General features: G+C 29.4%; 14 protein-coding genes, 2 pseudogenes and 1 other annotated feature. Of the genes and pseudogenes, 15 read left to right on the top strand and 1 reads right to left on the bottom strand.

The features are described from left to right. Positions 1-381: 381 nt before the first annotated feature. The 9 genes and pseudogenes from HNR33_RS16120 to HNR33_RS16080 form a co-directional block, all read left to right on the top strand. On the top strand, positions 382-678 hold the full coding sequence (locus HNR33_RS16120; RefSeq protein ID WP_429085180.1) for a hypothetical protein: 297 nt from the start codon (positions 382-384) through the stop codon (positions 676-678). 278 nt (positions 679-956) lie between these two features. Continuing rightward, on the top strand, positions 957-1,457 hold the full coding sequence (locus HNR33_RS16115) for a flavin reductase family protein (protein WP_429085178.1): 501 nt from the start codon (positions 957-959) through the stop codon (positions 1,455-1,457). Between the two features lie 283 nt (positions 1,458-1,740). Continuing rightward, positions 1,741-1,887: pseudogene (locus HNR33_RS16110) on the top strand (IS3 family transposase); the annotation flags it as partial. 235 nt (positions 1,888-2,122) lie between these two features. Further along, on the top strand, positions 2,123-2,791 hold the full coding sequence (locus HNR33_RS16105) for a response regulator transcription factor (protein WP_429085177.1): 669 nt from the start codon (positions 2,123-2,125) through the stop codon (positions 2,789-2,791). Beyond that, complete coding sequence (locus tag HNR33_RS16100) at positions 2,788-3,801, top strand: sensor histidine kinase (protein WP_429085175.1); 1,014 nt, start codon at positions 2,788-2,790, stop codon at positions 3,799-3,801. The genes HNR33_RS16105 and HNR33_RS16100 overlap by 4 nt, the downstream gene beginning before the upstream one ends. 228 nt (positions 3,802-4,029) lie before the next feature. After that, positions 4,030-4,797 (top strand): ABC transporter ATP-binding protein, encoded by a 768-nt coding sequence (locus HNR33_RS16095; protein WP_429085174.1) that lies wholly within the window; start codon positions 4,030-4,032, stop codon positions 4,795-4,797. Continuing rightward, positions 4,787-6,790: an FtsX-like permease family protein gene (locus tag HNR33_RS16090; RefSeq protein ID WP_429085172.1), complete on the top strand. Its 2,004-nt coding sequence runs from the start codon at positions 4,787-4,789 to the stop codon at positions 6,788-6,790. The genes HNR33_RS16095 and HNR33_RS16090 overlap by 11 nt, the downstream gene beginning before the upstream one ends. Before the next feature lie 95 nt (positions 6,791-6,885). Further along, the gene (locus HNR33_RS16085; protein ID WP_429085171.1) at positions 6,886-7,089 is read left to right on the top strand and encodes a DUF3955 domain-containing protein; all 204 of its coding nucleotides are present in this window, start codon (positions 6,886-6,888) and stop codon (positions 7,087-7,089) included. Between the two features lie 700 nt (positions 7,090-7,789). Next, positions 7,790-8,046: pseudogene (locus HNR33_RS16080) on the top strand (transposase); the annotation flags it as partial. A gap of 244 nt (positions 8,047-8,290) precedes the next feature. On the opposite strand, the gene HNR33_RS16075 reads toward HNR33_RS16080, so the two are convergent. Further along, entirely contained in the window at positions 8,291-9,295 is a 1,005-nt protein-coding gene (locus HNR33_RS16075; RefSeq protein WP_429085170.1) for an ABC transporter substrate-binding protein, read from the bottom strand. 266 nt (positions 9,296-9,561) lie between these two features. Here HNR33_RS16075 and pgsA point away from each other — a divergent pair, with 266 nt between their 5' ends. The 6 genes from pgsA to HNR33_RS16045 all read left to right on the top strand — a co-directional run bounded on the left by pgsA (position 9,562) and on the right by HNR33_RS16045 (position 16,730). Then, on the top strand, positions 9,562-10,113 hold the full coding sequence (pgsA, locus tag HNR33_RS16070; protein WP_429085169.1) for a CDP-diacylglycerol--glycerol-3-phosphate 3-phosphatidyltransferase: 552 nt from the start codon (positions 9,562-9,564) through the stop codon (positions 10,111-10,113). A gap of 37 nt (positions 10,114-10,150) precedes the next feature. Beyond that, positions 10,151-10,376: a binding site (T-box leader), on the top strand. 47 nt (positions 10,377-10,423) lie between these two features. Next, the gene (locus tag HNR33_RS16065) at positions 10,424-10,594 is read left to right on the top strand and encodes a hypothetical protein (protein ID WP_429085167.1); all 171 of its coding nucleotides are present in this window, start codon (positions 10,424-10,426) and stop codon (positions 10,592-10,594) included. A 46-nt stretch (positions 10,595-10,640) separates the two neighbouring features. Beyond that, positions 10,641-13,286, top strand: coding sequence for a valine--tRNA ligase (locus tag HNR33_RS16060; RefSeq protein ID WP_429085165.1), 2,646 nt, complete (start codon positions 10,641-10,643; stop codon positions 13,284-13,286). 127 nt (positions 13,287-13,413) lie between these two features. Further along, on the top strand, positions 13,414-15,063 hold the full coding sequence (locus HNR33_RS16055; RefSeq protein ID WP_429085163.1) for a hypothetical protein: 1,650 nt from the start codon (positions 13,414-13,416) through the stop codon (positions 15,061-15,063). Between the two features lie 94 nt (positions 15,064-15,157). Continuing rightward, positions 15,158-16,453, top strand: coding sequence for a bifunctional folylpolyglutamate synthase/dihydrofolate synthase (locus HNR33_RS16050; protein WP_429085162.1), 1,296 nt, complete (start codon positions 15,158-15,160; stop codon positions 16,451-16,453). A gap of 55 nt (positions 16,454-16,508) precedes the next feature. Then, positions 16,509-16,730 carry a hypothetical protein gene (locus tag HNR33_RS16045; RefSeq protein WP_429085160.1) on the top strand — a complete coding sequence of 74 codons (222 nt, stop codon included), beginning with the start codon at positions 16,509-16,511 and terminating at the stop codon, positions 16,728-16,730. Positions 16,731-16,745: the final 15 nt, after the last annotated feature.

The raw sequence follows: 16,745 nt of genomic DNA, 5'->3' as shown, positions 1-16,745 counted from the left end.
TCATATGGGGCTCTTTCTTCAAGCTGTCCTGCCATCTCCATGATATCCATCATATTATGATTCAATCCTTCTATTAAATGAATAGTATATCGATGTTATATCAAAAAATGATATTTATATTCACTTTTTTCAATTTTACAGATGATAAAATTATAGATATAATCTTATTTGTAAATGATTTTCTTTACAACTTGGAAAATGAAAGTGCATAAGATTAATAGAAGGAACATAAAATATGAAATGTAAAATTATAGTAATCATTGTAATGTTTATATACGGAAGCTTAGGGTTTTTTGTTAAAGGGATTAATTTGACGCTCATAGAGATAGTTTTTTGAGAGCTTGTATTGGAAAATTATTCTTAGTAATTGCGGACTTTTTTATGAAAAAGAAGTACTGCATTAAGTCCTTAAAACAAAATATTGTGCTTCTTGTGATATCAGGAGTAGCTGGTCATTTTTATTCAAGCGTAATTTTAATGAATACACGAATCAAAAACTTATCAGGTTTTGAAACAACAGTAGTTCAACTGATATCTTCTGTGGTTACGCTATTACCAATGATTATCTTTAACAATAGTACTTATATGTCAAAAACAACACTTATAGGCTTACTTTTTATCCTTATTCTTGGGATATTTTATACAGGTATTGCATATTTACTATATTTTCTTTTATGAAAGAATTAAAAGGACAGCCTATTGCTATTTTTCACTATATAGATACTATTTCTGCAATGCTTTTCTCAAATAATTGGAGATACTTTAATCCTGTGTTCTACTTTTTTAAATTTCAAGCGGGAAGTTTGACTTCACCCACTTACAAGTGGAATAAGTTTTAGATGTGATAGATACTAAAAAGTTTTCCATACTTTTAAAAAAGACTAAAGAGTATATAATTTTATATGGGTTCTGGCGTTTCACAAACGCCTATTTAAATTATCGAGGAGGATGAAATGATGGATATTAAATTCAACGAGTTATCAAAAGAAATGTTGCAACAACTTAAAAAAGGTATATTTTTGACGGTGAAAAATGGGAATGAATTGAATACAATGACTATTGGTTGGGGTTCTATTGGGATTATGTGGAACAAACCTATTTTAATGGTTCCAGTACGATATTCAAGATATACCTATGGTTTGATAGATCAGTCTAAAGATTTTACTGTGAGTGTCCCTTTAAAAGGTGATATGGTATCTGAGTTGGCTTATTGTGGTACAAAATCAGGAAGAAATGTAGATAAGCTTAAACAGTTAGGTCTTACCATTGTAGAAGCTAAAAAGGTGAATACACCTATTATTGGAGAATGCCAATTGCATTTTGAGTGTAAAATAGTTTATAAACAAGCCATGGATCCGAAAATGCTAGACAGCGAAATCAAGGACGTAAACTATGCTAATGACAACTTTCATGTACTATATTATGGTGAAATTGTAAGCTGTTATCTTACTAACTAAAACTTTGTAGCGTTAACTAGCATAATAACATTGACGATTTCACCAAATTTGCTAAATAGTTATTAATAAGACACACCAAGGGTCCGTTAAGAATCTCGGGGGTGTAGAAAATGAAAATTATATTATTAGAAAAGTACCATGTATTTATTCACCATTAGATGATATTACTCTATTTCATACGGATCGTGGTAACGAATTCAAAAACAAAATAATAGATGAAGTCCTAGATGCATTTAAAATCAATCACTCTTTAAGCATGAAGTGATGTCTCTATGACAATGCTGTAGCTGAAGCTACTTTCAGGATATTTAAAACTGAATTTGCTAGTAAATATTATTTTGAGAATCTAGAGCAACTAGAAATTATGCTATCTGATTATATTAATTGGCTTAATGATATCAGGATCCACTCAAAGTTAGATTATTTGTAAACTACATAACCTTAAAAAAACTGTCTAAATAAGTGTTGACAATCCATTGCCTTTTTACCTTTTATATACTTTGTGCACAAAAACCTTTTTCACTCAAAATTGCAAAGGAGTCTCAAATAATTGCAACTTGTGTATTCAGTGAAGCGATACTTAGCTATTATAAAATGATTATTTCTTGGTATAATATTCGATAAGTAATTAAATAGTTTTAAGTAAGTTGTATTGGAGGATAAATATGCAAAAAATTATTGTAATAGAGGATACTGAAACTATAAGAGAAGAACTTAAAATATTTTTATCTAAATATGGTTATGAGGTTGATGATCCAGATGATTTTAAAAATATAGTTGAATATATATATAAATCCAATGCTAATTTAATTTTATTAGATATAAATTTACCTGTTTTTGATGGATATCATATATGTAGGGAAGTGAGAAAAAATTCAGATGTGCCAATAATAGTAGTTACAAGTAGAGATAGTGAAATAGATGAGCTTATGAGTATGAATTTAGGTGCAGATGATTTTATCACAAAACCTTATAATACACAAATACTTTTAGCTCGTATTTCAGCAGTTTTAAAGAGAACTTCCAAAAGTAGCCTTAGTGATATATTAGGGTATAATGATATCAAATTAAATTTATTAAATGGTAGTATTATCTATAAAGGAAATACGGAACAATTAACTAAGAACGAAATAAAAATACTTTCTTATCTCATAAAGAACAAGGGAACTATAGTATCGAGAGAAGCATTAATGGAGCATTTATGGAATTCGGATGTTTTTATCGATGATAATACACTGTCTGTGAATATAACAAGACTAAGAAAAACGCTTGAAGAAATAGGTGTAAAAGATGTAATAGAGACAAGAAGAGGTTTGGGGTATATAATGCCATGAACGTAAAGGAGTATTTAAAAGAAAGATTTTTATTCATGTTTATAAATGTTATAGGATATTTTATTTTAGCTTTTGTGTTAGCCATACTAGAAATAAAAGCTATTGTCATATTTTTAATTTTTATTATATGGTTTTTGCCATTAACAATCTATATTAGCATAGAGTTTTTTAAGCATAAAAAACTTTATACTAATATGGAAGAAACATTACAAAGTCTTGATAAAAAGTATCTACTGCCAGAAATCATGGAAAAACCAGACTTTTTAGAAGGAAAACTTTTTTATGATGTACTAAAAGTATGTAATAAGGAAATGCATGAGCATGTAAATTATTATAAAAATCTTCAGTCTGAATATAGAGAATATATTGAGACCTGGGTTCATGAAATTAAAACACCTATTTCATCAAGTATATTGATTATAGAGAATAATAAAAGTCCTATTATGGATAATATAGGTCAAGAAATAAAGAAGGTAGAAGGATTTGTAGAACAGGTATTATACTACTCAAGAAGCAATGATGTCAGTAAAGATTATATAATAAAGAAGTTTAATTTATCAGCAGCTGTAAATAATGCTATTAGAAGAAACTCTAAGGATTTTATAAGTAGAAAGATAAATTTACAATTAGATGAAATAGATGCTATTGTATATAGTGATATAAAGTGGGTGCAATTTATACTCAATCAAATCATAAGTAATTCAATCAAGTATATTAAGTCTAAAGAAGGAAATATAAGAATATATTCAACTAGCAATAAAAATAATGTGGTGCTTACAATTCAAGATAATGGAATAGGAATTTCAGACAAAGATATTAATAAAGTTTTTGAAAAAGGCTTTACAGGAGAGCATGGAAGAAAATATAGTGCATCTACAGGTATGGGATTATATCTTTGCAGAAAACTTTGTGACAAGCTAGGCTTAGAAATAAATATTGAATCTGAATTAGAAGTGGGAACAAAGGTTAATATAATATTTCCATTAAGTGAGTTTAATTTAGGGATTTGAAAAGTGTGAGTTGAAATACTTACACTTTTTTTATTTAAGTTTTTTGATGAATTTGTAATAGGATTTATATCAATGGGAAATGTATAACAAAAGATTATCTTACAAGAATGCAACTTTAATGAAAGCTAATTCGATATGTAGTCTCTTAATAATTCAATATAATAAAATTATAAGGCAACTTCAAAAAACAATTAGTAATCTAAATAGAGTTGAATGGAGGATATGGACATGAAAAATATATTAAGTGTAGAAAATATTGAAAAGTATTATGGAAAAAAAGAAGTTATAACTAAGGCATTAGATGGTATAAGCTTTAAGATAGATAAAGCTGAGTTTGTTGGAATAATGGGACCATCAGGAAGTGGTAAAACTACTTTGCTTAACTGTATTGCAACAATAGATAATGTAACAACGGGAAATATCACTATAAATAATCATGAGGTTACAAAATTAAAATTTAATAAGCTAGATAAATTCAGAAGGGATGAGTTAGGATTTATATTTCAAGACTTTAATTTGCTTGATACATTAACTGGTTATGAAAATATAGCTTTAGCTTTAACAATACAAGAAAGAAAGCCAAAAGAAATAGATAGTTTAATAAAAAAAGTTGCAGAAACCCTTGGCATTTCAGATGTTTTAAAAAAATATCCATACCAAATGTCAGGAGGGCAACAGCAGAGGGTAGCATGCGCTAGAGCAATAGTTACTAATCCATCACTAATATTGGCAGATGAACCTACAGGTGCTTTAGATTCCAAGTCTGCAAGATTACTATTAGAATCTTTTGAGAAACTAAATAGAAGTTTGGAAGCTACTATATTACTTGTAACCCATGATGCTTTCACTGCAAGCTATACTAATAGGATTCTATTTATAAAAGATGGTAAAATATTTAATGAGATAGTTAGAGGGAGTGACTCTAGAAAAGAATTTTTCAATAGAATTATTGAAGTAATGACACTCATGGGAGGTGATGTTAATAATGTATTTTAATATAGCTACTAGCAATCTAAAAAAGAGCTTTAAAGATTATGCAATATACTTTATAACTCTTACATTAGCAGTGTCTATATTTTATAATTTTAACTCAATGAACTCTCAATCAGTAATGCAGGAAATGGATATAGATATCTTAATTCAATCAATATCTTATATATCTATATTTATTTCAGTTGTTTTTGGTGGATTAGTAATATATGCAAATAATGCTCTAGTAAAGAAAAGGAAAAAAGAGTTTGGAATATATACTACATTAGGTATGTCAAAACGAAAAGTATCTAAAATATTAACTTATGAAACTTTTATAGTAGGTATAATTTCATTAGGGACAGGATTATTGCTAGGTGTAATACTATCTCAAGGAATTTCAGTAATTATAGGTAAATTGTTTGAGTTTAACATGGATGAGTATAAATTTATTCTATCTACCGATGCTATTGCCAAAACTATAATATATTTTAGTACAATGTTTATTTTAGTAATGATATTTAATATAGTAGCTGTATCTAAACATAAGCTAATTGATTTGATAAATGCATCAAAGAAAAGTGAAGAAATAAAAACTAGAAACTCTATAATTTCAGTTATAATATTCATTTTATCTATAGTTACTTTATCAAGAGCTTATTATTTAGGATGGAAGTTTGCTTCTAATCCTAAAAGTATTAACTTTCCTCTATCTATAATATTTGGTGGTGTGGGTACTCTATTATTTTTCTTTGGATTAGCTGGATTCACTTTATTTATACTGAAGAAAAACGAACAAATATATTTAAAAAAGTTAAATATATTTGTTATTAAACAATTTAGTAACAAAATAAATACAAATTTTATATCAATGGGAATAATATGTCTTATGCTATTTACTACTATAGTAATGTCATCATCAAGCTTAAGCATTAAGACTCAATTAGAAGAAGAGTTGGGAAAACTACCACCCTTTGATGCTAATATAGAATTAGGTATTAGAAGTGATGACCAAGAAATAAAAGATATAGAAGAGGCTTTAAAAAAGGTGGATTTTAAGCTAAGACAGCCTTCTGAATATGTTGTAGTAGATATATATAGCACAAATATTAAAGTATCTGATTTTTTAAAAGAATATGCAAATGAAGAGCTAAAAGAGAGACTTAAAAAATACGTTGGGAAATTAAGAACTATAGGAGTATCACAATACAATGCAATGAGAAAGTTAAAGGGAGATTCAACAATAGAATTAAAAGAAAATGAAGTTTTATTATTATCAAGGGATAAGGATGAAAATCAAGCATTAAATAATTTAATAAATAATAAAAAAGAAATAATTATCAATGAAAATAAATACAGTCTAAAGATAGATAAACATCTAAAAGATATTGAATATAATTTAATGGCAATAGTACCAGATTCATCTGTAGAAAATATGACTAAAAGTTATTCAACTATGTATATAAATAGTCTTAATGATGTGAACAAACAAAAATTAGAAGAAGATGTTAAAGAGTTAAGAAAAAAATTTGCCAACATAGATTATAATTATGATGAGATTTTAAATAAATATGGTTTTATAATAAGAGCAGAAACCAAAACCCAAGTATATAATGAAACTAAAAATGCTGTTGGAACAAGTTTATATATAGGAATGTATTTGGGATTTGTATTTTTAATAGCTAGTGCAGCAGTATTAGCAATCCAACAGCTTACAGAAGCAAGTGATAGTTCAAATAGATATAAGATACTTAAGAAAATTGGTGTCTCGGATAATATGATAAATAAAACTATATTTACTCAAATTTTAATACATTTTATGGCACCTCTAATGTTAGCAATATCACATTCTATAATGGCATTGGTAATAGTAGGAAAATTGTCCAGAAATGTAGGTCTAGCATTTCTTTTCAAGCTAGGACCAACTATATTTATAACAGGTATTATAGTTATTGGAGTATATGGTTCCTATTTATATGCTGCTTATACTGGATATAAAAATATAATTAAAAATAGTTAACAGAATAACTAATAGTGATTTGCTAGATTATTTAATCTAAATAATGGTACATGATATTAGAATATGCACTAGATATTATAAAGAGGGTGAATGATATGAAAAAATATTTATTTAGTATTATTTTAACAGTAATTAGTATAGGTTGTTTTATTGTATTTAAATTGATAGGTTCTGAGGTTTTACCAGATGGAGCATTGTCTGAACCATTCTTTCTTATTCCAATAGGATTTTTATTTGCAATTATAGCTATTATTTCAGCAGGAATAATCTATATAAAATCTAAAGCTCTTAAAAGCTAACAATCATATTGGAAATATTTTTACCGAACAATATATTAAAAATCCTATGAATTCACTTGTAATTATAAGATTGCTTCTTTGGTCTTGTCAAGAGTAAAATAAACTCGCTACGCTCGCTCTTGACTTAGACCAAAAGCAATCTTTCTATGTAGTTACAAATTCATAGGAATTTTTACTCTCAGAATCCTCTAATTCCAATTTCCTTATTAGCAGGAAAATATGGAATTATGTGTCAATATGACAGAAAGAAAAGCGCAGATACTGTTTGGTCGATTATTTATGATTTGAAGTGTAAACAGATGTGGAGAGTGGAGGGTAATCCTTCAAGAAAAAAGTTTAAAGAAGATACTCGAATGAGATTAACTTAACTGAAACATGTAACAAATCCTCTATTTGGTAAGATGAGCATAAATTGCCCATCAAAACCTGATAAGGTGATTTCGCTGAATAATTTGTTGGCGAGAAATATAATGAAAAATTGAATAAGAATTATGTGAAGATACACATGGAGTGCTGATCACTGCTAAAACGGATTGAGTAGGTGTGGCAGATGTTAAATAAGTAAATTGATAGGAACTGATAAGAGAGAATCTTATTAGTTCTTTTTTATTTGGCTATGTTTTAATACAATGTTGAAATTTAATATATTTTTTGAGGTATGCTATGATTTAGCCAAATTCATTGATTAGGAGGTCACATTATGGCAAGTGTACCATCTTTAATTCAGATATTCAGAAAGTATCGTTAACTGAGCAAAAGCGATTATTTTCTTACTTAGAAGAAATTCTTGTAGTAGGTTTACAAGTAAATCAAGTAACACAGGAAGTTAAAGAATTTAGATTTGCCAAGGGAAAAGTCTATCCTTATTGTAATGCTGAAACTGTATCAAGAAATGGAAAATATAAAGGTAAGCAAAGATATATTTGTAAGTCTTGCAATAAGATCTTTACCGATTATCGAGTACAGTCGGCAATAGCAGAAGAAAATATTAGGAACTTTCAATAATTCGATTAAATCCACATGAAGTATACGAACTTGATATCTAGACACTTAAATGTAAAAGGTTTATGAGTATTATCTTTGAAAGTTTTTTACATTACCATAAGTGTATTACAGATTGTTTAATCAACTTTTTTTATTTTTTGTCGGTATCAACTAATACCCAAGTCATTTTATATGACTTGGGTATTAGTTATATATACTATTTTATATTTTTAACAGATTTCTCTGCAAATTCAGTTGTCACTATTTTTTCATATGGCGCTCTTTCTTCAAGCTGTCCTGCCATCTCCATGATATCCATCATATGATTCAATCCTTCTTCAGTAAGAACAGGGTCAGGCTTCCATGTATCTTGTTCTCTGTATCTATTTATTAAAGTAACTAAAACATCTTTATCAGCATCTGGAAAATGCGGCTGTAAAGCTTCTGCTATTTCTTCAGCTGAGTGAGATTGAACCCATAACATACCTTTGTATATAGCATTTGTAAAACCTTGAATTATTTTTGGATTTTTTTCTATATAGCTTTTTTCGGCACTATAGCAGGTGTAAGGGATGTATCCGCCTTCTTTACCGATAGAAGCTACGATGTAGCCTTTACCTTCACTTTCTAATAATGTTGCAGTAGGTTCAAATAATGTAACATAATCGCCTTCCCCACCAGTAAATGCTCCTGCCATCATTCCAAATTGTATATCAGTACGAACATTTACATCTTTTCCTGGTTGTAGACTATATTTTTTAAGTACGTATTCAAGAGTCATTTCAGGCATACCACCAATACGGCCACCTATTATGGTTTTTCCTTTTAAATTATCAAAAGAAAATCCTTCTTCTTTTTCTCTAGATACAAGGAAAGAGCCATCTTTTTGCGTTAATTGAGCAAAGTTTACAGCATAATCTTCTTTCCCTTGATTGTATACGTATATTGACGCTTCTGGTCCCATAAAACCAATATCTGCTTCTCCGCTCAGTATGGCTGTCATACATTTATCTGCGCCCTGGCCATTAGATAATTCGATATTAATTCCTTCTTCTTCGAAGAATCCATTTGTTATAGCTACATACTGTGGAGCATAGAAAACTGAATGAGTCACTTCCACTAATCTAACGTTAGTCAATCCATCCTTTTGACATCCAGTTATAACTAAACTTAGCATAAGTAGTATTATTAAAGGTATAGAAATAAACTTAAGTTTGAACATATTAACCCTCCTATAAAATAATTGAACACCTTATTTCATTATATTCATCTTGATTATTATGGTTACAAAAGTAATAGAAGGAGTTTTCGCTTACTGAATAGAATATTAAATAAAATGAAAAGCTAGTGTTATAAATAGAATGAAGTATATTATGGGCACGCTTGGTTGCACAAATTTGGTAACTAAAATATAATGATATATAGTATTGTAGAATAATAATGTTGAGCAACAGCAATGAGTATAAAATATGTTTAATGAGGTGTAATATGAATATACCAAATATATTGACGACTTTAAGATTTTTTTTAATACCAGTATTTATTTATGTTTTTTATTCTTCTTTTGATAACAACATAATTTACGCTACTGGAATATTTTTTCTAGCTGGAGTAACTGATGTACTAGATGGATATATAGCAAGGACATTTAATATGGTTACTAAATGGGGAGCAGCACTTGATCCACTTGCAGATAAGTTGATGCAAATAACAGTACTTATTTGCTTCACCGATAAAAAATATTTACCTTTATGGGTTATATTGGTCATTGGTATTAAAGAAGCTTGTATGATTATAGGTGCATTGTTTTTATACTATTCTGTCGATAAAACTGTTATACCTGCAAACAAATATGGAAAGATTGCAACAATATCATTTTACATTGCAATATTTGCATTAGCTTTCAATATAAATCAAACAATTAGTTTTGTTTTCGTTTTATTAGCTGTTGGGCTGACTATTGTTGCTTTTATCAATTATTTTATCGGGTTTAAAGTAATTAACAAAGAAAATAAGCAAATGAAATATATTGACAAATAGAGATGAGTTATATATTATATTAAATAATTATATATTGATAATTACTATGAAGGAGAGGAGTAGGTAAGTATCCTATTAAGAGAGCATGGTCCACAGGCTGTAAGACTATGTTAGGCAATGTTTACTGAAGGTAGCTCTAGAGTATTCAGGCTGAAATAAGTAGGCTTGAACGGGCATATCCGTTATATATGTTGAGAGTTAGATATATTATCATTATATCTAAAATTAAGGTGGTACCGCGAGATAGACCCTTCGTCCTTAAACATTAAGGATGAAGGGTTTTTTTATTATATCTAAAGGATGTGATAGAATGTTCACTTTAGGGGTTATTCTATTTGCTATAAGTGGAATAATAGTCTTTGGGGCTGACAGGTTATTTAAAAGTGGAAAAATTAAGACGATTAAAGGTCTGTTAATAGTAAAAACAACAGGTTTAGCATTAGCAGTAGCTTCTGCATTGATAATGTTTTATGGACAATAAAATTATTTGAAAACAATTTAGATGTTTATAATAAGGAGGGTTTTTAATGAGTGAAAACTTAGCAAAAACGTATAGTCCGAAGGACTTTGAAGAGAGGATTTATAAGTTTTGGAACGAGAATGGTTATTTTAAGGCAGATGTAAATAAGGATAAGAAGCCATTTACTATAATGATGCCACCACCAAATGTTACAGGTAATCTTCACATGGGTCATGCTCTTAATCATACTATTCAGGATATACTTATCAGATGGAAAAGAATGGAAGAATATGAAGCTTTATGGCTTCCAGGAACTGACCATGCAAGTATATCTACAGAGGCAAGAGTTGTAGCTAAAATTGAATCAGAAGGAAAAAGTAAGCATGAGCTTGGAAGAGAGAAATTTCTTGAGCAAGCTTGGGCATGGACAGAGGAATATGGTGGAAATATTAGAAATCAATTAAGAAAGCTTGGAGTTTCATGTGATTGGTCAAAGGAAAGATTTACTTTAGACGAAGGCTTAAGTAAGGCTGTAGAAGAAGTGTTTATAAGACTATACGAGAAAGATTTAATATATAGAGGAGATAGGATTATAAACTGGTGTCCTAGCTGTGGAACAGCATTATCTGACGCAGAGGTTGAACATGAGGAGTCACAAGGAAAGCTATGGCATATAAGATATTCTGTGAAGGATAGTGATGAATATATTGTAATAGCAACAACTAGACCAGAGACCATGTTAGGGGACCTTGCTGTAGCAGTTCATCCAGAAGATGAAAGATATAGTGCATTAATAGGTAAAACATTAATATTACCTTTAGTTAATAGAGAAATTCCAATAATAACAGATGAATATGTTGAAATGGGATTTGGTACTGGAGCAGTTAAGATTACTCCATCACATGACCCTAATGACTTTGAAGTAGGTGCAAGACATAACCTTGGACAATTGAAGGTTATGAATGATGATGGAAGTATCAATGAACACGGTGGCAAATATCAAGGGCTTGATAGATATGAAGCTAGAAAAGAAATGATTAAAGATTTAGAAGAACAAGGATATCTAGTTGAAATTAAAGATCATACTAATAATGTAGGACATTGTGAAAGATGTAATACAGTAGTTGAGCCCATAATATCTAAACAATGGTTCGTTAAGATGCAGCCTCTAATTGAGCCTACTATTAAATCATATAAAGAAGGAGAACTTAACTTTATACCAGATAGATTTGGAAAAATATATCTCAATTGGTTAGAGAATATTAGAGATTGGTGTATATCAAGACAGCTATGGTGGGGACATAGATTACCAGTATACTATTGTAAGGATTGTAATGAAGTTATTGTTTCTAGAGAACATCCTGAAAGCTGTAGTAAATGTGCAAGCACCAATATAGTTCAAGATCCAGATACCTTAGATACTTGGTTTTCTTCGGCACTATGGCCTTTTTCAACATTAGGATGGCCTGAAGAAACAGAAGAGCTTAAATATTTCTATCCTACAGATGTATTAGTAACTGGATATGATATTATTTTTTTCTGGGTTGTAAGAATGGTTTTCTCTGGTATTGAAAACATGGGAGAGATACCTTTTAAGAATGTATTTTTTACAGGACTAGTTAGAGACTCTCAAGGTAGAAAGATGAGTAAATCGTTAGGAAATGGTATTGATCCACTTGAGTTAATCGAACAATACGGTGCTGATGCACTAAGATTCTCATTAGTTACTGGTAATACGCCTGGAAATGATATGCGATTCTATATTGAAAGAGTTGAATCAAGCAGAAACTTTGCTAATAAATTATGGAATGCTACAAGATTTGTTATTATGAACTTAGCTGATAACATAATGGATGAAAATAAAGCTAGAGAATTCTTAAAAGAAGAAGATAAATGGATTATTTCAAGAGCAAATGATGTTGCAAAAGATGTAACTGAAAACTTGAATAAATTTGAACTAGGTATAGCTGCTCAAAAAATATATGACTTTACATGGAATGAGTACTGTGACTGGTATATAGAAATAGTTAAGCCAAGACTTTATGGAGAAGATGGAGAAGATAAAGATACTGCAAGATTTACGTTAATTACAGTTTTAAAAATAATATTAAAGCTTCTACATCCATTTATTCCTTATATTACTGAAGAAATATGGGATCATCTTCCTGGTAAAGATTCAGCTTTAATTATTGAAAAATGGCCTGTATATGATGAAGCTAATGATTACAAGGAAGCTGAAAGAAGAATAGAGTTTATAATGGAAGCTGTTAAGAATATTAGAAATATCAGAGCAGAAATGAATGTAATCCCATCAAAGAAAGCAAAAGTTATTTTTGTTACTATTAATGAGGAAATAAAAGGTATATTAAATAATGGTGCTGGATACTTTACAACTCTTGCTTCTGCTTCAGAAATAGAAGTTAGAGATAACAAGGATGGTATTGGAGAAGATGCAATGTCAGCTGTAGTTGAAGGCTGTGAGATATTCCTTCCGTTAGAAGAGCTTGTTGATATTGAAATAGAGATTGAAAGGCTTGAAAAGGAAAAAGAAAGATTAGAAGGCGAGCTAAAAAGAGTTCGTGGCAAATTATCTAATCAAGGATTTATAAGTAAGGCTCCACAAAAAGTTGTTGATGAAGAGCGAGAAAAAGAATCAAAATATCAGCAAATGATGGAAAAGGTAGTAGAAAGACTAGACAGTTTGAGAAAATAAGAATATTAAATGATAAAAGATAAGGTTGCATCCTTATCTTTTATTTCATTTTTTTAATATTTATAAAAATGAAACTGATTTTCTAATTGCTGATATAGTGGTAAAATTAGATATAAGGGGGGATATCATGAAGAACACAAAGAAATTGGCAGTAAAGACACTAGTATTTTTTCTCGTCGTTTTCTGTATAATCGCTTTTATCCATATTAATGAAAATGTTAGAGTGGCTACTATGCAGCCTTCACCAAACTGGAGCAGAAGCTTTCAATTGACAAGCAGCTCATACAATAGAGAAAGCATGGTTCAATATTCTGATAAAGGATATATAGTATTTGTGTCTCCTAGTAAAGATGGCGCTGGAGAACTCATAGTATCTAAGCTTGATACTGAATTTAATAGAATTGAAGAATATGAAGTAGAAATGCCAGAGTTTAATTTTAATAATATTTACTCAGATGATATTATATTTAAAAATAATGAAATTTACTGGAGAAACTATAAAGATAATAATTTATATTTAGCAAAATTTGATGAAGACTATAGAAATATAACTAGCACAAAAATAATGGAAGATGTTAATAGTTTTTATGTTGAAGGAGATAAGAACAGATCATATTTAGTAATTGCTAAATTGGATGGTTCAATAGAACTATTTACTAGGGAAACTGATATTTTTACAAAGATAGCTAGCCCTGGAGACTTGAAGAGTGTAAATAAAGTAAAGTTGCTGCAATATAATAACAAGCTTTATTTACAGAGTATAGTACAAGCTGATGATACTTATCAGAAATCAGTTTATATTACAGAATATACTGATAATAAATGGGGTAGCTCTCTGTTTTTAAATTCAGTTAATGAATTTAGAAATAAAATAAAAGATATAGATATCGCTGTGGATAATACTCATGTATACTCTTTAGTAACAACGCAGGGTGATGAAAAATACCAATATACATATATTATAGATGGTTACAATCATGAAAATAATAAACAATTTAATACTTTAGAGCTTGCATGGGCAACTGACATAAAGGTATATAATTTTTCAAGTGAGCCAGTTTTAATAAGCAGCAAAGATGAAGGTATAGAGATCTTTACTACAGCTCCTAGCAACTTAGATACTAGAGCAAGCAACTCTAACGTATTAAAAATGTTACTGACACCTGATGGACTAAAAAATGCAGTTTTAGTGTCAAATACAAATAAATGGTCTAGTCATGTTGGGTTGATAGATATTGATAATAGTAGGTATGTATTTTGGAATGAAGCTGGTGGATTTAATAATACTGCTGTTAAAGGGGCTAGTGATAAGGCATCTATTATAGAAAAATCAACTGCTCCCAAAAAGGATGATATAAAATTAGCATTAGGAGAAGAAGTTCCTGCTCTTTCACATCTAATTATACTTTGCTTTGGAGCTAGATTTTTCAACCTATTGCCAGCTTTAATTTGGCTATTATGCATATTCTTTTTTAATGAAAAAGTAGAAAATAAATATTACGTAGTTTTGTTTATAGGATTAGTAATCTATCTTGGCACTGTACTTTCAACGATGGACTTCTATTATAATTATAAAAGTATTGCTATTATGCCTCAGATACTTAGATTTTCTGGAGCTCAATATATAATACCTGTAATATTGACAATACTAGGAAGCATCTTTGCTTTTATTTATAAAAACGAGAAAGAATATCCTGAGGCTTATAAAGTCTACGCTATGTATATTTTGTTCAATCATATACTAATCAATTACTTATATGCTCCATATCTTTTTTAAGCACTAGGTTCTCCTAGTGTTTTTTCATGTATGCCTTGTATTGAATAAAAATTCGGTATAAAATAAAAGATATTACTAAAACAGGAGTGATAGCATGGATTACAATGAAGCATTAGAATACATTCATGGAACAAAAAAGTTTGGAAGTAAACTAGGATTAGACAATATAAGGGAGTTATTAAATCTATTAGATAATCCACATAAAAGACTAAAATTTATTCATATAGCTGGTACAAATGGAAAAGGCTCTACTTCAGCATATACAACAAGTATGCTTGCTGAAGCAGGATATAGGGTTGGGTTATTTACTTCTCCATATTTAGAAAGATTCAATGAAAGAATCAGAATAAATAATGATGATATTAGTGATGAAAGTTTATCTGATATTACGTTAAATGTAAAAGAAAAGGTAGAAGAAATGCTTAAAAGGGGATTTAATCACCCTACAGAATTTGAAATAGTAACTGCTATTGCCATGCAATACTACATGGAGGAAAATGTAGATTTTGTTGTTCTTGAAGTAGGTTTGGGAGGAAGATATGACTCTACTAATGTTATTGAGGACTCAGTAACATCTATAATAACTACTATTTCTATGGATCATGTTGATATACTTGGTGATACCCTAGGAAAGATTGCCTATGAAAAGGCAGGCATTATAAAAGAAAATGGATATGTAATATGCTATCCACAGCAAGATGAAGCACAAAGTGTAATAGATGAGGTTGTAAATGAAAAGAAAGCAAAATTAGAAATAGTGGCAGTTGATAATATTAATGTAAAGGAAATATCAGAATATGGATGTAAATTTGACTTTAAATATAAGAAGGATATATTAAGAGATCTTGAAATTCAGCTAATAGGCAAACATCAGGCTTTAAATGCATCTACAGCATTAACTGCTATATTAGGATTAAAAGATAAAGGTATAATTAAAATCAATGAAGCTGATATAAGGAGAGGTTTGAAGACTACAAAATGGAGTGGAAGATTAGAGGTTTTAAGAAGAAAACCGGGATTTTTAATAGATGGAGCTCATAATATACAAGGTATTCAAGCATTAAAAAATACTTTAAAAGATTTGTTTAACTATAGAAGACTTATTTTAGGTATAGGTATTCTAGCTGATAAAGATGTTGAAAATATGATTTCAGAGCTGGTACCTATTGCAGATCAAGTTGTTGTTACTGAGGCTAATATTTTTAGAGCATTAAAGGCTGAAGAGCTAGGAGAGCTAATTGAAAAATATAATAAAAATTATGTAGTTGAAAGAGATATAGATAAAGCTATTGATAAAGCATTTGAACTAGCTGACGATGATGACTTAATTGTATTTTCAGGTTCTTTGTATCTAATTGGAGATGTAAGAAGAATCGTTACAAATAAATAGTTATTATTTCCTCCTCTTTGAATAAACTATTAGTATATTTATTGAGGAGGTTTTTATGTCTATTATAGAGTTCAGACCTTATAAAAGACTAGAAGATAAAGAACTAATAATAAGAACATATAGGATAATGGAGATGATGAGGTTAGCATCAGATGAGGAAGATGAAGAAGCATATAATAGAGAAGTACTAGTATTCAATGAGATGATAAAAGAAATTAGATTAAGAAACCTTAGAAATGAAATAGACATATTCGTAAATACATTGTTTCATTTTTAATAATAGATGCTGTTA

This window comes from Brassicibacter mesophilus, from assembly GCF_050433385.1.
Taxonomy (GTDB): domain Bacteria; phylum Bacillota; class Clostridia; order Tissierellales; family Proteiniboraceae; genus Brassicibacter; species Brassicibacter mesophilus.
The sequence above is the reverse complement of the archived record's forward strand: the minus strand, read 5'-3'. Positions and strand labels throughout refer to the sequence as shown.